The following is a 13,284-nucleotide window of genomic DNA, read 5'->3' as shown; positions in this document are numbered from 1 at the left end:
GTTCAATGCGCTCCCAGAAATCGCCAGGCGCCCACCCAGGCCCAGGCCGGATCGAGCGGCCCCTCGACCACCCGCCCCAGGCCGGCATGGGCATGCACGATCCCGCACGGCGTCAGCACGCCGAGGTGCAGCCGCCCGGCCGCCGGTGCGATCACCGCCATGTCCCCCGACACCGCCCGCTCGCGCGACACCGCCATGCAGCCGCTGTCGCGCAGCACCCGCTCCAGCAACGCCAGATTGTCGGCCGACTGGTCATAGGCCGGCAACGGCCCGACCCGCAGACCCGCTGCCCGCGCCGCAATCGCCACCACCCCCACGCAATCGAGCCCCAGCCCGACGACACGCCCCTGCCTCCTGAACCGCGTCCCCAAACAGCCCCGCGCCGCCGAAACGATTGCCGCCAGCCGCACGTCGTTCCCGGCACCACTCACAGCCCGGCGATCCGCATCAGCAGGTCGCCACCCGGCACATGCGGCTCGCCCCTGAAGTTAGCGCCATTGCTGAAGCGGGAGACGCAGGTCGAAAACCGCTTGTCGCAGCCCTCGAGCAGTTCCAGCCGCGTACCGTGCTCGAGTGCGATCGGCAGGTCGAGCACCAGCACCTCGTCATCGGCCGCGATCACCCGCCGCTCGATCCCGGCCAACGCCCCATCGAGCACCCGCACCCGCCCCTCGACCAGGTCAGCGGTCACCACGCCGCCGGCTATCACCGACAGCCGGTCGCCATCGCTCGCCCCCACCGCAGCCCGATGCACCCGGCCACGCAGCGGCACCCGGCAGCGCCGGTCGCCCAGCGCCGCCCGGCATTCGGGCGAATAGCTCTCCACGGCGGTCGCCTGCAGCGCCGCTGTCGGCCCCAGCAAGGTCGCCACAAAGCCGGCATCTGGCCCGTCGCCGGCCTCCACCGCCCCCAGCCTCCCCCGGGCCAGTGCATGCCGCCCGGCGTCCGGCGCCCGCCAGTCGACCAGGAACAGCTCGACCGCCGCCCCGTCATACCGCCCGGCCAGCAAATCGGTCGCCGTGATTGCCGAGGCCGACAGCGCCCCCGCGACCTCCATCGTGTCGATCTCGAGCCCGTCGCTCGACACCACGGCGGACGGCGAGATCCCCGGCGCATGTTCATAGCGCATCCCGCCGACGGTCAACGGCCGGTCATGGCTCGTGAAGCCCAACGCCACACCGTCCCCCCGCACGATCCGCCAGCACAGCACCAGCATTGTCAGCGGCGCCGTCAGCCGCTCGGCCAAGGCTGCCATCGCCTAGCCCTCGCGCACTTCGACGAGCGGCACCGAGGGCAATTCCCCCGCCCGCCAGCCAGCAATCGACACATCGATCCGGTCGACCGCAAACCGCACCGGCACATCGAACCGATAGCCGGCGGTTACCAGCGCCCCGGCCGCTGGCGGCTCGTCGAAGTCGACAAAGCCGCCCTCGCCCACCGTCCAGCCGCCGGCCATGGTGGCACCGTCCACGGCCACCACCACCGTCTCGGCCAGCGGCCGGCTGATCCGCCGCAACTGCGCATCCTCGTCCTCGCCGTAGCGTTTGGTCAGCGCAAAGCGTGTCCGCCCGCCATCGCCGGCGCCCAGCGGCTGGTCGGTCGGCGACACCGGCTGGCCCGGCAGCCCCGAACTGTTGTCGAGCGGATCGTTGAAGCGAAAGCCATAAGCCTGCCCCCGCCGCGCCCGGAAAAAGGCGATCAGCAACGACAGATCGGCCTCGGACCGCACCCCAAGCCCGGCATCATAATATTGCCGCGCATCGCTCCACTGGCTGTTGCGCTGCTCATGGCCGGAGGCAGTCACTACCACCTGCGTCGAAAACTCCGGCCCGCCCGCCGCGCCGAAGCCCAGCTGCAGCGGAAACAGCACATCATGAAAAGCCACCGGCGCCTCCTCCCCGTCCTCACCCACCGCAAACACCGTGAACCCGGCGCGCGCCACCTGTGGCCAGGCCCAGATGAAGGTCTCGGCGACCCCGCGCCCACGCGCCGCCTCGGCGGCCCCGGCGATCGCCGCCCAGTCGCCGTCGGCCAGCGCAAAGCCGGAAAAATAATGCTGCGCCGCCAAAGGATAGCCGAGCCGTGCCGCCACCACGTCGCGCGCCCGCCGCTGCCCGCCAAAGTCATTGCCGGTGACGAATTCATAATCCTCGAGCTGCAGCACCTCAAACGCCGGCGCCGCCCAGGCCAGGGGCAGGTTCGCCCGGATCAGCTCGGGCGCCGCGCTGTCGAGCACCTGCGGCGCATAGAACAGCAGCAGGCTCTCGCACTCCGCCGCCGCTGTCCGTGCCGCATCGCGCAGCGCCAGCGTCGCCCGCCCCAATAGCCCCCCGCACCAGTCGAGAAAATCGCGCTGCGCCGCCGTCGTCACCGCCCGCACATCGCCGATCGCCGGCGCCACCAGCCCGGTCTCGGCCAAATACAGCGCCACCGTCGCCGGATCATAGAGACACGGCTTGCCGTCCGGCCCCACCCACCACCAGGGCTCGCCGATCTGGAAGCGCGGCGCCGCCCCGGCCGTCACCGCCAGCCCCATGAACACCGCCGCCACCGCCTGCAGCCAGGCCATCGCCGCCGGCGCGGCCGGAGACAGCAACGCCGACGGCGGCACATAGCCCGTCAGCCCGCGCGCCCCGTCGCCATTGCGCTGCGCCCAAGCGTCCGGACAATGCTGGTCGAGCAGCTCGAACGACAGCGACAGGATCGGCGAAAACCCCAGCGCCACCGCTCGCGCCACAAAATCCGCATGCCAGGCGAGCGCCGGCCCACACACCGGCGCCTCCGCCACCGGCAGATAGGCCCCTGCCCCCGCGTCCCAGCCCAGCGCCGGAAAATGGCTCATCCCGACATAGTGAACCAGCGACCCCCGATAGCCGAGCGCCAGCATCGCCTCGACCAGCCGCTCCGGTGTCTGGTTATAACTGTCGTCATAGCCGGACGCGATGTGCAGCCCATGCGGCGGCACGAACGCATCGCCCGCCGCGATCACCGACCCTGGCCCCTCGCAGACGATCTCGCCCAGCAGCATCCGCCCCGCCGCCACCGCCGGCAACGGCGCATCGCTGCCGTCATAGCCGGTCGCCACCAGCGAAATGAACATCCGGTCGATGTCGCCCGCCCACACCCGGTCCGCCTCGCCCGGCAACACAAAGCCGCCGTCGAGCGCATCGAAATCGAGCACCACCCGCGCATCCGCCGGCGTGCCGCTGGCATAGTTCCACAGCCGCACATACCAGGCACGTCCCACCCCGGCCGCGTCGCGTCCCTCGATCGTCAGCACCGGGCCGTTGACGGCATCGAGCAGCACCACATCACCCGAAAGCTGCACCCGGAAGGACAGCCGCACCCCGCGGTAATCCCGCGCCGTCTCCAGCGCCAGCAGCGGATGGCTCCACCGGTCCTCGGATTCCCAGATCAGCCCCGCCAAATCGCCACGCCGCAGGAACTCGGCATCGACCGCCAGCCCGTCCGCGCCGACGCTGGTGACCGCCGCCATCATCGGCCGCGGAAAATCCACGGTCCAGAAGCGCGGGTCGAACCGCTTCACCCAGCGCCGCCGCTGCCCGTCGCCCGCCTTTGCCAGCCAGTGCCGCATCATCCGTCCGCCCGCATCAGCGCCCGGCGCACCGCGCGCGCCACCTGCGTCCCGGTCTGGGTCATCATCGCCGCGCTCGCCTCGCGCGGCGCCGCCACATTCACCGTCACATTCACCGCCCCGCGCCCGGATCCCGCCGCCTCGACCCGCCCGGCCGCCGTCGGCACGAACAGCTCCGGCCCGCGCTCCCCGACCCGATAGGCCCGCCCGGCACTCACCGGCCCGCCGGTCGCCCGCCCCGGCGCCCCGCCGACCAGCCCCGAGATCGCGCCCCCCAGCGCCCCCAGCACGCCGCCCCCGCCCCCACCGCCAAACAGCGCCGACAGATCGTTCCGCACCGCCCCGGCGGCAATATCGGCCAGCGTCCGCAGCGCCACCCGCCGCAGATCCTCGAACCCCAGCCGCCCGCTCACCGCCGCGCGGGACAAGGCCCGCTCGATCCCACCACCGGCCCGCTCGGCCCCCTGCGTCAGCGGCCCCTCCAGCTCGCGCCGCACATCGGCCAGCCCGGACATGAACCCGGACGTATCGGCCCGCACCTGCAGCACCAGCGTGTCCAGCGCACCCGTCTCAACATCCATCGGGAAATGCCTCCATCAATCGCGCCAGCCACACGGAATCGACCGCGCCCGCCGCATCATCCTCAAGGTCCAGCCCCAGCGCCGTCCGCAGCTCCGCCGGCGTCGCCGCCCAGAAGTCATCCGGCCGCCAACCCAGCTCGGCCGCCGCCACCCGCGCCGCCCGCCGCGCAGCCGCAGCGAAATTCATCGCCCACCCAGAATCTGCCCCAGCAGCACCCGCAGCGCCGGCGTCGCCGAAGACAGCCCGCCCGCCACCAGCGCCTCGCCAAAGCCCTCGCGGTCCATCGCCCCCGGTGCCACCAGACAGTGCCACATCAGCCCCGCCATCTCGGCCAGCGTCAGCCCGCCCCCGGCCGCCCGCTCCACCAGCTGGAACAGCGGGCCCAGTTCGGCCTCGGCCGCCAGCAGCGCCTGGAAGCTCGGCCGCAGCACCAGCGTCTCGCCGCCCAGCACCAGCACCGCCTCGCCGCGCTCCGCGTTGGCCGGCCTCACGCCGTCACCACCGGCCCGGAGCTTTCCAGCGCCATCGTGTAGGTCCGCTCGCCGTTGAAATCCCCGGCATAGTCCAGCCGCGTGATCAGGAACTTGCCGGTCACCGTCTCGCCGCTCTCGAACGCCACCCGATAGTCGTCGATGACCCCGGACAACGCATTGCCCTTCACCCGCGCCTCGGCCGCCGATCCGGTGAACACCCCCGAGCCGCTCAACGACACCGAGCGCACCCCGGCCCCGGACAGCAGCTCCCGCCACCCGCCCGAGCCCTGATTGGTCACCACCACGGTCTCGGTGTTCACCGTCATCTGCGTCGTCCGCAGCCCGGCCACCGTGGTGAACACCGGCGGCACCGCGCCATTGCCCACCTTCAGCAAAAAGGCACTGCCCTTTTCCATCGCCATGTCCCGTCCCTTCCCGATAAAGTTCAGCCCGCCATCGCCCGGCTCCGCAGCCGGAATTCCACCAGCCCCTCGCTCCAGCCCTCGCTGTCCCGCGTCACCAGCGCCCGCACCAGCCGGCTGGACACCAGCCGGTGCCCTTCCGCCTCGCCTGCCATCCCGGCCAGCGCCGCCTCCACCGCCGCCATCAATGGCTTCAGCCGCGCCGTCCCCGGTGCCGGGCCGTCCCGCTCATCCCACACCCGCACCTGCACCCGGTGCTCATGCCCGGTCTCGGTCTTGGTGCTCCAGTCGGTGACCAGGTCCGGCCCGATCGTCAGATAGGGCGCCACCGCCCCGGCCGGCGGCCCGTCATACACGCCGCTCACCCCCGGCACGCCGGCCAGCGCCGCCATCATCAACCGCTGCATCGCCAGGCTCGCGCTCATCTCAATTTCCTCCCGCCGACAGCCACGCCGCCAGCATCGCCAGCCGCGGGTCCGGCCCCCGCCCGCGCCGCCCGCGCGCCCGCACCGCCAGCCCCGGCGCCCGCAACACCAGCCGCCCCTCGTCCCGCTCGACCGCCACATCCGGAAATTCGGCCGCCACCGCCGCCTCCAGCCCGGTCAGCCGCCGCGTCACTGCCGCCTCTGCCCGCCTCTTCGCCCAGCCGGCCGCTTCCTCCAGCGCCATCACCCCGCGCTCCGGCAGCGCAGCACCAGCGTCTCGCCGCGCAGCGGATCACGCTCCACCGCCAGCACCGTCAGCCGCTCGCCGCGCCACCACAGCCGCGAGGTCAGCCCCACCGCAAAGCCCCCGGCCCCCGGCGCCCGCAGCGTCACCCGCAGCCGCGCCGCCGGCCGCAGCGCCTCGCCGCCGGGCCGCGCATCGGCCGCCGTCAGCCGCTCGGCCTCCACCGCCGCCGGTGCCGTCGCCCGCACCGCCCAGTGCCCGGCATCGAGACCCGCCGCGTCGCGCGCCTCCACCCATTCCTCGATTGTCACCCGCTCGCGCAGCCGGCCCGCCAGTTCGCGCCCATCCGTCATCGGCCTGCTCCTCACCCCAACCGCATCCGCCGCCACGGCCGCCACATCGCCGCCACGGCGGCCGGCGGCGGTCCGGCGTCGGCGGCGTCACGGTGGCTGAACAGATGCACGACCAGCCGCACCATCCCCTGCCGCAGCGGCTCGGGAATATCGTTCCAGTCGGCCGCCATCCCGGCCCGGTAGCGCACCACCGGCGCCGCCAGCCCAGAGCCATTCAGCCTAACCCAGCCCTGCCCGCACGCCTCGATGTCGACCTCGAACGCCGTCGCCACCAGCGCCACGCCGCCATCGCTCACCCCCAGCACCGCCGTCACCGGCAGCACCGCCAGCCGCTGCCAGCCGGCACCCACCACCAGCCGCTGCTCGGTCTCGCGGACCAGCAGCCACTGGCCGATGAACGCCTCGCACAGACCGGTCGCCGTCCGGATCAACCCGGCCAGCACGGCATCCTCATCGTCGCGCTCCAGCCGCAGATAGGCCTTGCACTCCGCCAGGCTGATCGCCAGCCCGCCCTGGTCGACCGCCATCACCGATCCTCCACCCGCACCACCAGGGTGCGCTCGTCATGGCTGCCATCGGAGAAGGTCACCGCATTGGTCACCCGGTAGACACAGCCGGCCCGGCCGCCGCTGAGCGTCACCAGCGCACGGCCGCCGTCGATCCGGCCCCCATCCGCCACCAACTCGCCGGCCCCTATCTCGCCCGGCCCCCCGGGGGTTACCGACCAGCGCGATTCCGTCAGGCCCTGGTTGCCCAGATAGCCCGCCGCCCAGTCGATCGCATAGTCGAGCGACGCGCCGGGATCCTTCACGAATATGCTCACCAGATCCTCCCTCCTGCCGCCGGCAGCAGCCAGCACCGTCCGTCCGCCCCTGTCGGAACAGGGGGTCAGACCGGATCGCCGATCTCGACATCCCAGCTGGCGATGTTGACGGTGCCGCCGCTCGGCAGCAGCTGCGACGGGCAGGTGGTCACATAGAGCAGCCGTCCGGCGACGCCGTCGAGCAGCGCGACATGGTCGGCGGTGCCGGCGGCCAGCACCGGCAGCCCCAGCTTGGCCGCCACCACGATCTTGCGGCCCGAGACCGTGCCATCGCCGATGGCGAAGTCGCCCGGCACCAGCGCCGCCTCGGCCAGCGCGCCGCTGTTCGCCGCCGCATAGCTCGCCGGCTGGCCGGCCAGCGCCACCAGCCGGTTGGCCTGACGCACCACCTCGAGGCTGCCGTCCAGCACGAAATCACTCGCAAATTTCGCCATCGTCATTCTCCCATCAGACAAAGATCAACCGTTTCAGCCCGTCACCCCAGATCGCCACCCCGACCCCTCACCCCAGCCGCGCAAAGCCCGTCCGCAGCTCCGGTCCCACCGCCAGCCGCCGCGCCCCCACGCCCGCCACTGGCAGGCTGAGCAGCGCCGTCGCCGTCCCCATCGCATGCGTCGCCTGCCCCGGCACCAGCACCGCCCCGCCCGGCTCCAGCGTTGGAGAGCGGGTCAGCAGCAGATGCGCCGCCGGCGCCGGCGCCACGCCGACGCTCAGCAGCAGCGCCGTCGTCGAGGTCCGGCTGGCATGCGATCCCTCGGCCGGCGCCAGCAGCGTCAGCGCCGCCACCGCCGGCGACCGCACCAGATGGCCATGGCGGGCATCGGCCGGCACCAGTCCCGCCGCCGTCGAAAGCCCCGGCGCTGTCGAGGCCAGACCATGGCGGCCCGGCGCCGGCTCAAGCCCAAGCCCCATGCCGGCGGCCTCGAAGGCCCCGGCCGGCGAGCCCACGGCCCGCACATTGCCATTGAGGTCGCGGTCGGTGTTGCTACCCGCCATCCGCCCGAGCAGCGGCGATCCTGCCGACGGGCGATAGTCACCGCCGCCATTGTTGCTCCCGAACACCGAACGGTCGTCGACCACCCCTGGTGCCGTCGCCACCGTCGTCTGGACCGATCGCAGCCCGCGGAACCAGTAGCGAAACGCCCCGATGTCGCTGGCCGCCCGGCCACCGTCCCAATTGCCCTCGTGCATCACGCCCATGTAAGCCGACCAGCCGCCGGTCAGCCACGGCCGGTAGCCGCCGAAGCCATTGCCCGCGCAGGCGCCGTCGAGAAAATTGTCATGCTTGGTGGCGTTGCGGTCATAGGCATTGTTGGCTTGGCGGTTGCAGATCAGATCGCCATTCTGGCTGCTGTCACAGGCGCCGGGGTCATTGTACCAGGCATTGACCCGCTCGCCGAAGAAACTGTTGTTTTCGATGATGTTGTAATGGGCCGACGTCACCCCGCCCTCGCCGACCGCGAAGAACGGCTGCGTCCCCGTCGGGGCCTGCATCTCGAAGACGTTGCCCAGGATGACATTGCGCCGGTACGAAGGCCAGATCGTCCCGGCCAGCGCCGCCGACGGGAAGGACAGCTGGATCGCCCGCGTCCGCACCCCGCGCAGGTCGTTGTAGGCAAAAAACACATCCTCGCGCCCGCCGAGGTCGGAGGTCACCGGCAGATGCCCGATCGCGCTCTGGTTGGACACGGTATCGTCTTCAAGCCCGATGAACCGACTGGTCAAAATCGCGAAGCCGCGCGCCAGCCGGCTGAATTCACAGTTGCGGATCAACCCCATCCGCAGCTGGGACGTGTCCATGCCGATCCCGGCCCGCCACCAGCGGCTGTTGACCACCGAAAACGCCTGCGTCCCCGCCGTATGCCCGGTGTTGGTCAGGCTGCTCGTCGAGGTCTCGAACCCGGCCTTGCCGCGCACCGTGCAATTGTCGATCCAGCCGAACACGGCGCTGGTCTGCAGTGTCGCCTGGCCGATCTCGATCGTCAGGTCCTTCCAGGACGCGCGCGATGCCCGCGTCGTCGGCGCGCTCGTGCCACTGCGCAGGATGCAATTGGCGCGCGGATCTGAATCGTCGGGGTCGCCCTGGATGATCAGCGGAATCTCGCCAGTATTCTGCCCGGATGTCACCGTCGCCGTGCCATAGACCGACACGCCGGGCGCCAACACGATCCGCGCCCCGTCGCAGGAGCGGGAGAAGCTCGAGCCGCCATTGGCCGCCGGCAACGTCCGGTTCTGCAGGTACAGCGCCTGCATCGCCGTCGTCACATTGGCGGGCCGGCTCGCCGGGCTGACCGCCTTGGCCCCGGCCAATGACGTCGCCACCATCGCCGCACTGGCCAATGTCGTGCCATTGGCCGCGTCGACATAGACCCACTGGCTGCTGTAGCGATCCCCGGCCGGGTCATGGCCCACCACCAGCGGCGTCTCCGCCCCGCTGCCCCGCCCAACGATCCGCAGGTCGGTCATCGACCGCGTCCCCGCCGGATCGGTCGACCGCATCGCCCCCAGCCAGGGATAGACCTCCGCATCGCAGCGCAGCAGCCCGGCGGTCAGCGCCGTTGCCGTCGCCGGGTCGATGTCGACATGGTAGCAGCGCAGCGCATCGCCATAGCTGGTTTCGGTGCCCAGCGCCGTCGTCCAGGCGGTCTTCATCCCCACCCCGTCGGTCGCCGTGAACTTCACCCCCGCCACCGGCTGGAAACCGTTCGGATGATGCGAGGCAACAATCAGCGACAGGCGAAAGCTGCCCGTCGCCACCCGGAACTGGAGCTCCGCCCAGCGGAAGATCGGCACCGGTGCCGCCAGCGTCGATCCATTCGTCACCGCAATCCCGGTCGCCGCCCCCTCGCCGCTCCGCCACCCGGCCCGCACGTCGAGCGTCACCCCGGTGTCGGTCGCATAGACATGATTGGCCAGCGCCAGCCGCACCCGCCGCTGCCCGCCACCGAGGTCGGTCTCGTCGATCACCGGCGTGTTCGGGCTGGCCGGGTTGACCGGCAGCCGCAGCGCCGTCGTCGCCGGAATCGCCCGCGCCATCGATCCCGGCACCGCCACCCCGCCGGCCTGCACGAAGCCGGCATGGGCGCTGCGCACCACCACCGCTGGCGTCGCCGCATCCGGGTCGAGCGCATAGTCCGAGAACCCGCCCGCCCCGCCGCTCACCACCAGCTGCAGCACCCAGCCATTGCTCTCCACCGCTGCCGATATGATCGCCATGCGCCCCTCTTCAAAAAAATGGTCCCGCCGCAACCGCGACGGGACCAATCATCATCACCCCGCCGCCCCCGGCAGGGTCAGGCTCAGACGCTGAACTTCATCAGCTTGATCGCCCGGCTGTCGACCACGGCGCCGCCCACCCGGCGCGTCGCATAGAAGTGGACGAAAGGCTTGTGGGTGTAGGGATCGCGCAGCACCACGGTCTCGCGGCGCTGGGCGATCAGATAGCCGGCCCGGAAGTTGCCAAAGGCGATCGACAGGCTGTCCGCCGCCACATCGGGCATCGCATCGGCCTCGACCACCGGATAGCCGAGCAAGGTCGCCGGCTGCTCGGCACTCAAAGACGGCTGCCAGATGAACGCCCCGCTGGTGTCCTTCATCTTCCGAATGCGCGCCAGCGTTGCGGCGTTCATCACCCAGCGGGCCCCCTGGCGATAGGGCGCCGCCAGCGCCTGCACCAGGTCGATCAGCCGGTCCTGCGGATTGGACGCCGCAAAACCCCCGGCCGCGCCCGAGGTCACGAACTGCAGCGTGCCAAAGGCCCGCACCGCATCGGCGGTGGCGGCATTGGGCGCCGTCAGGAACCCGGCCGGCTTGTTGACCCCGTCGCCCGAAACAAAGGCCACCCCCTCGGCCCGGGCAAACTCGCGCCCGATCTCCTCGCCCAGCCAGGTCTCGACATCGAACATCGCGTCGTCGAGCATCGCCTGGCTGGCCGCCGGATTGGCATAGAGCTCGCCCATCGGCGGGGCGATCTCGGCAAAGTCCGGCGTCTCCGTCTCCGGCCGCGCCGCCGTCTCGCTGACCCAGCCCGACACCACGCCGGTCGTGGTGATCAGCTTGCGGTAATTGGCCGAGCCGACATCCACCACCTGGGCAATGGCGCGGATCGGGGAGGCCCCGGCCAGCACCCGGTCGATCACCGCATCGATCTCGCGCGGCACCGCCAGCCCGCCCTTGGCCGGCGTCCCTACCGACGCAGCCTTCACCTCGGTCAGCGGCTCGCCGCCCTTCCGCAGCCAGTCGCCATCACCGGCAGACTTGGCGCCCGCCAGCGCCGGCCGCTCCACGGCCCGCCCCGACACCGCCCCCGCCAGCCGGCTCACCTCGGCCCGCAGCGCCGACACCTCGTCGCCGCCGGCCGGCACCGCATCATCGAACACCGCCTCGAGCGGCGCCGCCTTGGTCTCATACTCCATCAGTTCGTCTCCTCTGCCACCATCGAAAGCCCCAGAACCCGAGCCAGTGGCTGCATCGGGAAGGTCACCAAAGACACTTCAATGAGTTCCAGCCGCTCGAGCGCCCGCACCCCGCGCACCCGGTCCCGCCGCGCCGCCTTCACCCGGTACCCAAATGACAGCCCGTCGATCGCGCCGGCCTGCAGCAGCCGCGCCACCTGCTCGCCCCGCCCGCTGGCCACCACCCGCGCCACCACGCGCAGCCCCCGCGCATCCTCGGTCGCGCTCTCCACGAACCCCACAGGTTCGCGCACATCATGCTGCCACAGCAGCGGCAACCGCCCTTCCTGCCCCTCGAAGGCACCGGGCAACACCACATCGCCCCCCGCATCGGCCACGCCGAACACGCTGGCATAGCCCGCCAGCCGCAGATCCTGCATCAACCTCTCCCCCGCTCGATCAGCCCCAGCTTGAACGCCAAGCCCAGCAACAGCAGCGCCGCCAGCATCCGCACCACCCAGGTCACCGCCGCATTGACCGCGGACTTCTTGGCATCGCGCCACCCCTGGATCAGCTGCCGCAGCTGCACGATGTCGGACCCCGCCGTCGCATCACGCAGCCCCACCATCTCCAGCGCCCGGCACGCCCCCAGCTCGCTGGCCTCCTCCACCAGCGCCCGCAGCGTCACCCGCGTCGCCCCCTCGGCCTCGGCCTGCGCCACCAGCCCCTCCAGCATCGCGCTACCCCGGCCGATAGTCATCGCCCCGCCTCCAGCCCGAGCAGCGCTCGCTTTTCCGCGTCGGTCAAAAACCCCGCCCCGGACACCTGCGCCCACAGCCGCTCCCGGTCCGCGGACAGTGCCGGCACCGCGTCCAGGTCCACCCGCACCTCCAGCCCCGGCCACCAGTGCCGCAGATGCGCCGAAAGCGCCTGCAATATCCGCCCGGTCAGCGGCAGCAGCGTCAGCCGCCACAGCGCCACATTGGCCTCCTTGTAATTGGAATAGGTCGCGTCCCCCGCCAACCCGAGCAGCAGCGGCGGCACCCCGAACGCCAGCGCAATCTCCCGCGCCGCCGCATCCTTGAGCCTCGCAAAGTCCATCTCCGCCGGCGTCAGGCTCATCGCCTGCCAGCTCAGCCCGCCCTCCAGCAGCATCGGCCGCCCGGCATTCCCCGTGCCCGAAAATCCCGCCTCCATCTCGCCCTTCAGCCGCTCATATTGCTCGGCCGACAGCGTCGATCCATCACCAGGCTGGTACACCACCGCCCCGGATGGCCGCGCCGCATTGTCCAGCAACGCCCGGTTCCATGCCGATGCCGCATTGTGCATCGCCACCGCGCCCTCGGCCGCCCCCAGGCACCCCAGCCCATAATGATCGTCGAGCGGATGAAAGCCTCGGATATGCAGCAGCCCGGCCGCCTCGCCCCGGTTCTCCGGCGCATAGCGCGTCACCGCCTCCCCGGCCCGGTACAGATAGGCCTCCGGCCAGCCCTGCGCATCGAGCGCCACGCTCACCCGCTCCGGCCGCAGCGCATACAGCGCCGCCGGCAACCCATCGGCCCCGCACGCCACCTCGACATAGGCATTGCCATGCAGCAGCAGTTGCGCCGCCAGCGTCTCCATCAGTCCCGGCCCCGAAGCCCCGCACCCGCAGCTCGCCAGCAACGCCAGCACCGGATGCCCGGCCGGACTGGACACCAAAGGCGCCCCCCCGGCCCCCTCGCTCACCAGCCGCACCGCCCGCGCCGCCACCGGATTCTGCAAGTAAGACGCCCGCACCTGCGCCTCATAGCTGCGCGGCACCCCCTCACCCCGAACCGACCAGGGCTGCGCCCAGGCCGGCACCCGCGCCGGCCCCGACCCACGCCCCTTCGTCCGCCAGAAAGCCAAGCCCATCCCGCGTCTCCCTAGAATATGTTTGAAAACAAAAGCCTCCGGCGGCCGGGGCCACAGGCCCCGAACCCCGAAATTGA

At 71.5% G+C, this 13,284-nt stretch carries 18 protein-coding genes; all 18 read right to left on the bottom strand.

The genetic code is table 11. From position 1 onward, the window contains the following. Nucleotides 1-2: 2 nt before the first annotated feature. Nucleotides 3-431, bottom strand: a complete 429-nt coding sequence (locus ACTIFJ_RS00460; protein ID WP_439532103.1) for a peptidoglycan endopeptidase — start codon at nt 429-431, stop codon at nt 3-5. Then, nucleotides 428-1,255 carry a DUF2163 domain-containing protein gene (locus tag ACTIFJ_RS00455; protein WP_439532102.1) on the bottom strand — a complete coding sequence of 276 codons (828 nt, stop codon included), beginning with the start codon at nt 1,253-1,255 and terminating at the stop codon, nt 428-430. The genes ACTIFJ_RS00460 and ACTIFJ_RS00455 overlap by 4 nt, the downstream gene beginning before the upstream one ends. Before the next feature lie 3 nt (nt 1,256-1,258). After that, nucleotides 1,259-3,595, bottom strand: a complete 2,337-nt coding sequence (locus ACTIFJ_RS00450) for a phage distal tail protein, Rcc01695 family (RefSeq protein ID WP_439532135.1) — start codon at nt 3,593-3,595, stop codon at nt 1,259-1,261. After that, nucleotides 3,595-4,176 carry a tail tape measure protein gene (locus ACTIFJ_RS00445; protein WP_439532101.1) on the bottom strand — a complete coding sequence of 194 codons (582 nt, stop codon included), beginning with the start codon at nt 4,174-4,176 and terminating at the stop codon, nt 3,595-3,597. The genes ACTIFJ_RS00450 and ACTIFJ_RS00445 overlap by 1 nt, the downstream gene beginning before the upstream one ends. Further along, complete coding sequence (locus ACTIFJ_RS00440; RefSeq protein WP_439532100.1) at nt 4,166-4,363, bottom strand: phage tail assembly chaperone; 198 nt, start codon at nt 4,361-4,363, stop codon at nt 4,166-4,168. The genes ACTIFJ_RS00445 and ACTIFJ_RS00440 overlap by 11 nt, the downstream gene beginning before the upstream one ends. Next, on the bottom strand, nt 4,360-4,668 hold the full coding sequence (locus ACTIFJ_RS00435) for a gene transfer agent family protein (RefSeq protein ID WP_439532099.1): 309 nt from the start codon (nt 4,666-4,668) through the stop codon (nt 4,360-4,362). Before ACTIFJ_RS00435 ends, ACTIFJ_RS00440 begins: the two co-directional genes overlap by 4 nt. Then, nucleotides 4,665-5,072 (bottom strand): phage major tail protein, TP901-1 family, encoded by a 408-nt coding sequence (locus ACTIFJ_RS00430; RefSeq protein WP_439532098.1) that lies wholly within the window; start codon nt 5,070-5,072, stop codon nt 4,665-4,667. The genes ACTIFJ_RS00435 and ACTIFJ_RS00430 overlap by 4 nt, the downstream gene beginning before the upstream one ends. A gap of 23 nt (nt 5,073-5,095) precedes the next feature. After that, the gene (locus ACTIFJ_RS00425; protein ID WP_439532097.1) at nt 5,096-5,497 is read right to left on the bottom strand and encodes a DUF3168 domain-containing protein; all 402 of its coding nucleotides are present in this window, start codon (nt 5,495-5,497) and stop codon (nt 5,096-5,098) included. A gap of 1 nt (nt 5,498) precedes the next feature. Next, nucleotides 5,499-5,744 (bottom strand): hypothetical protein, encoded by a 246-nt coding sequence (locus ACTIFJ_RS00420; protein WP_439532096.1) that lies wholly within the window; start codon nt 5,742-5,744, stop codon nt 5,499-5,501. Next, entirely contained in the window at nt 5,741-6,094 is a 354-nt protein-coding gene (locus ACTIFJ_RS00415) for a phage head completion protein (RefSeq protein ID WP_439532095.1), read from the bottom strand. The genes ACTIFJ_RS00420 and ACTIFJ_RS00415 overlap by 4 nt, the downstream gene beginning before the upstream one ends. Nucleotides 6,095-6,105: 11 nt before the next feature. Next, a complete protein-coding gene (locus ACTIFJ_RS00410) occupies nt 6,106-6,621 on the bottom strand; it encodes a head-tail connector protein (RefSeq protein ID WP_439532094.1) in 516 nt (171 codons plus the stop codon). Beyond that, the gene (locus tag ACTIFJ_RS00405; RefSeq protein ID WP_439532093.1) at nt 6,621-6,917 is read right to left on the bottom strand and encodes a phage fiber-tail adaptor protein; all 297 of its coding nucleotides are present in this window, start codon (nt 6,915-6,917) and stop codon (nt 6,621-6,623) included. The genes ACTIFJ_RS00410 and ACTIFJ_RS00405 overlap by 1 nt, the downstream gene beginning before the upstream one ends. Nucleotides 6,918-6,982: 65 nt before the next feature. Next, nucleotides 6,983-7,351 (bottom strand): hypothetical protein, encoded by a 369-nt coding sequence (locus tag ACTIFJ_RS00400; protein WP_439532092.1) that lies wholly within the window; start codon nt 7,349-7,351, stop codon nt 6,983-6,985. Nucleotides 7,352-7,418: 67 nt separating this feature from the next. After that, nucleotides 7,419-10,133, bottom strand: a complete 2,715-nt coding sequence (locus ACTIFJ_RS00395) for a hypothetical protein (RefSeq protein WP_439532091.1) — start codon at nt 10,131-10,133, stop codon at nt 7,419-7,421. An 83-nt stretch (nt 10,134-10,216) separates the two neighbouring features. Then, nucleotides 10,217-11,332, bottom strand: a complete 1,116-nt coding sequence (locus tag ACTIFJ_RS00390) for a phage major capsid protein (protein WP_439532090.1) — start codon at nt 11,330-11,332, stop codon at nt 10,217-10,219. Beyond that, the gene (locus ACTIFJ_RS00385; protein WP_439532089.1) at nt 11,332-11,751 is read right to left on the bottom strand and encodes an HK97 family phage prohead protease; all 420 of its coding nucleotides are present in this window, start codon (nt 11,749-11,751) and stop codon (nt 11,332-11,334) included. The genes ACTIFJ_RS00390 and ACTIFJ_RS00385 overlap by 1 nt, the downstream gene beginning before the upstream one ends. Continuing rightward, a complete protein-coding gene (locus ACTIFJ_RS00380) occupies nt 11,751-12,071 on the bottom strand; it encodes a DUF6127 family protein (protein WP_439532088.1) in 321 nt (106 codons plus the stop codon). Before ACTIFJ_RS00380 ends, ACTIFJ_RS00385 begins: the two co-directional genes overlap by 1 nt. Next, complete coding sequence (locus ACTIFJ_RS00375; protein WP_439532087.1) at nt 12,068-13,207, bottom strand: phage portal protein; 1,140 nt, start codon at nt 13,205-13,207, stop codon at nt 12,068-12,070. Before ACTIFJ_RS00375 ends, ACTIFJ_RS00380 begins: the two co-directional genes overlap by 4 nt. Nucleotides 13,208-13,284 lie beyond the last annotated feature (77 nt).

It is taken from the genome of Polymorphobacter sp., assembly GCF_051860865.1.
Taxonomy (GTDB): domain Bacteria; phylum Pseudomonadota; class Alphaproteobacteria; order Sphingomonadales; family Sphingomonadaceae; genus Sandarakinorhabdus.
The sequence above is the reverse complement of the archived record's forward strand: the minus strand, read 5'-3'. Positions and strand labels throughout refer to the sequence as shown.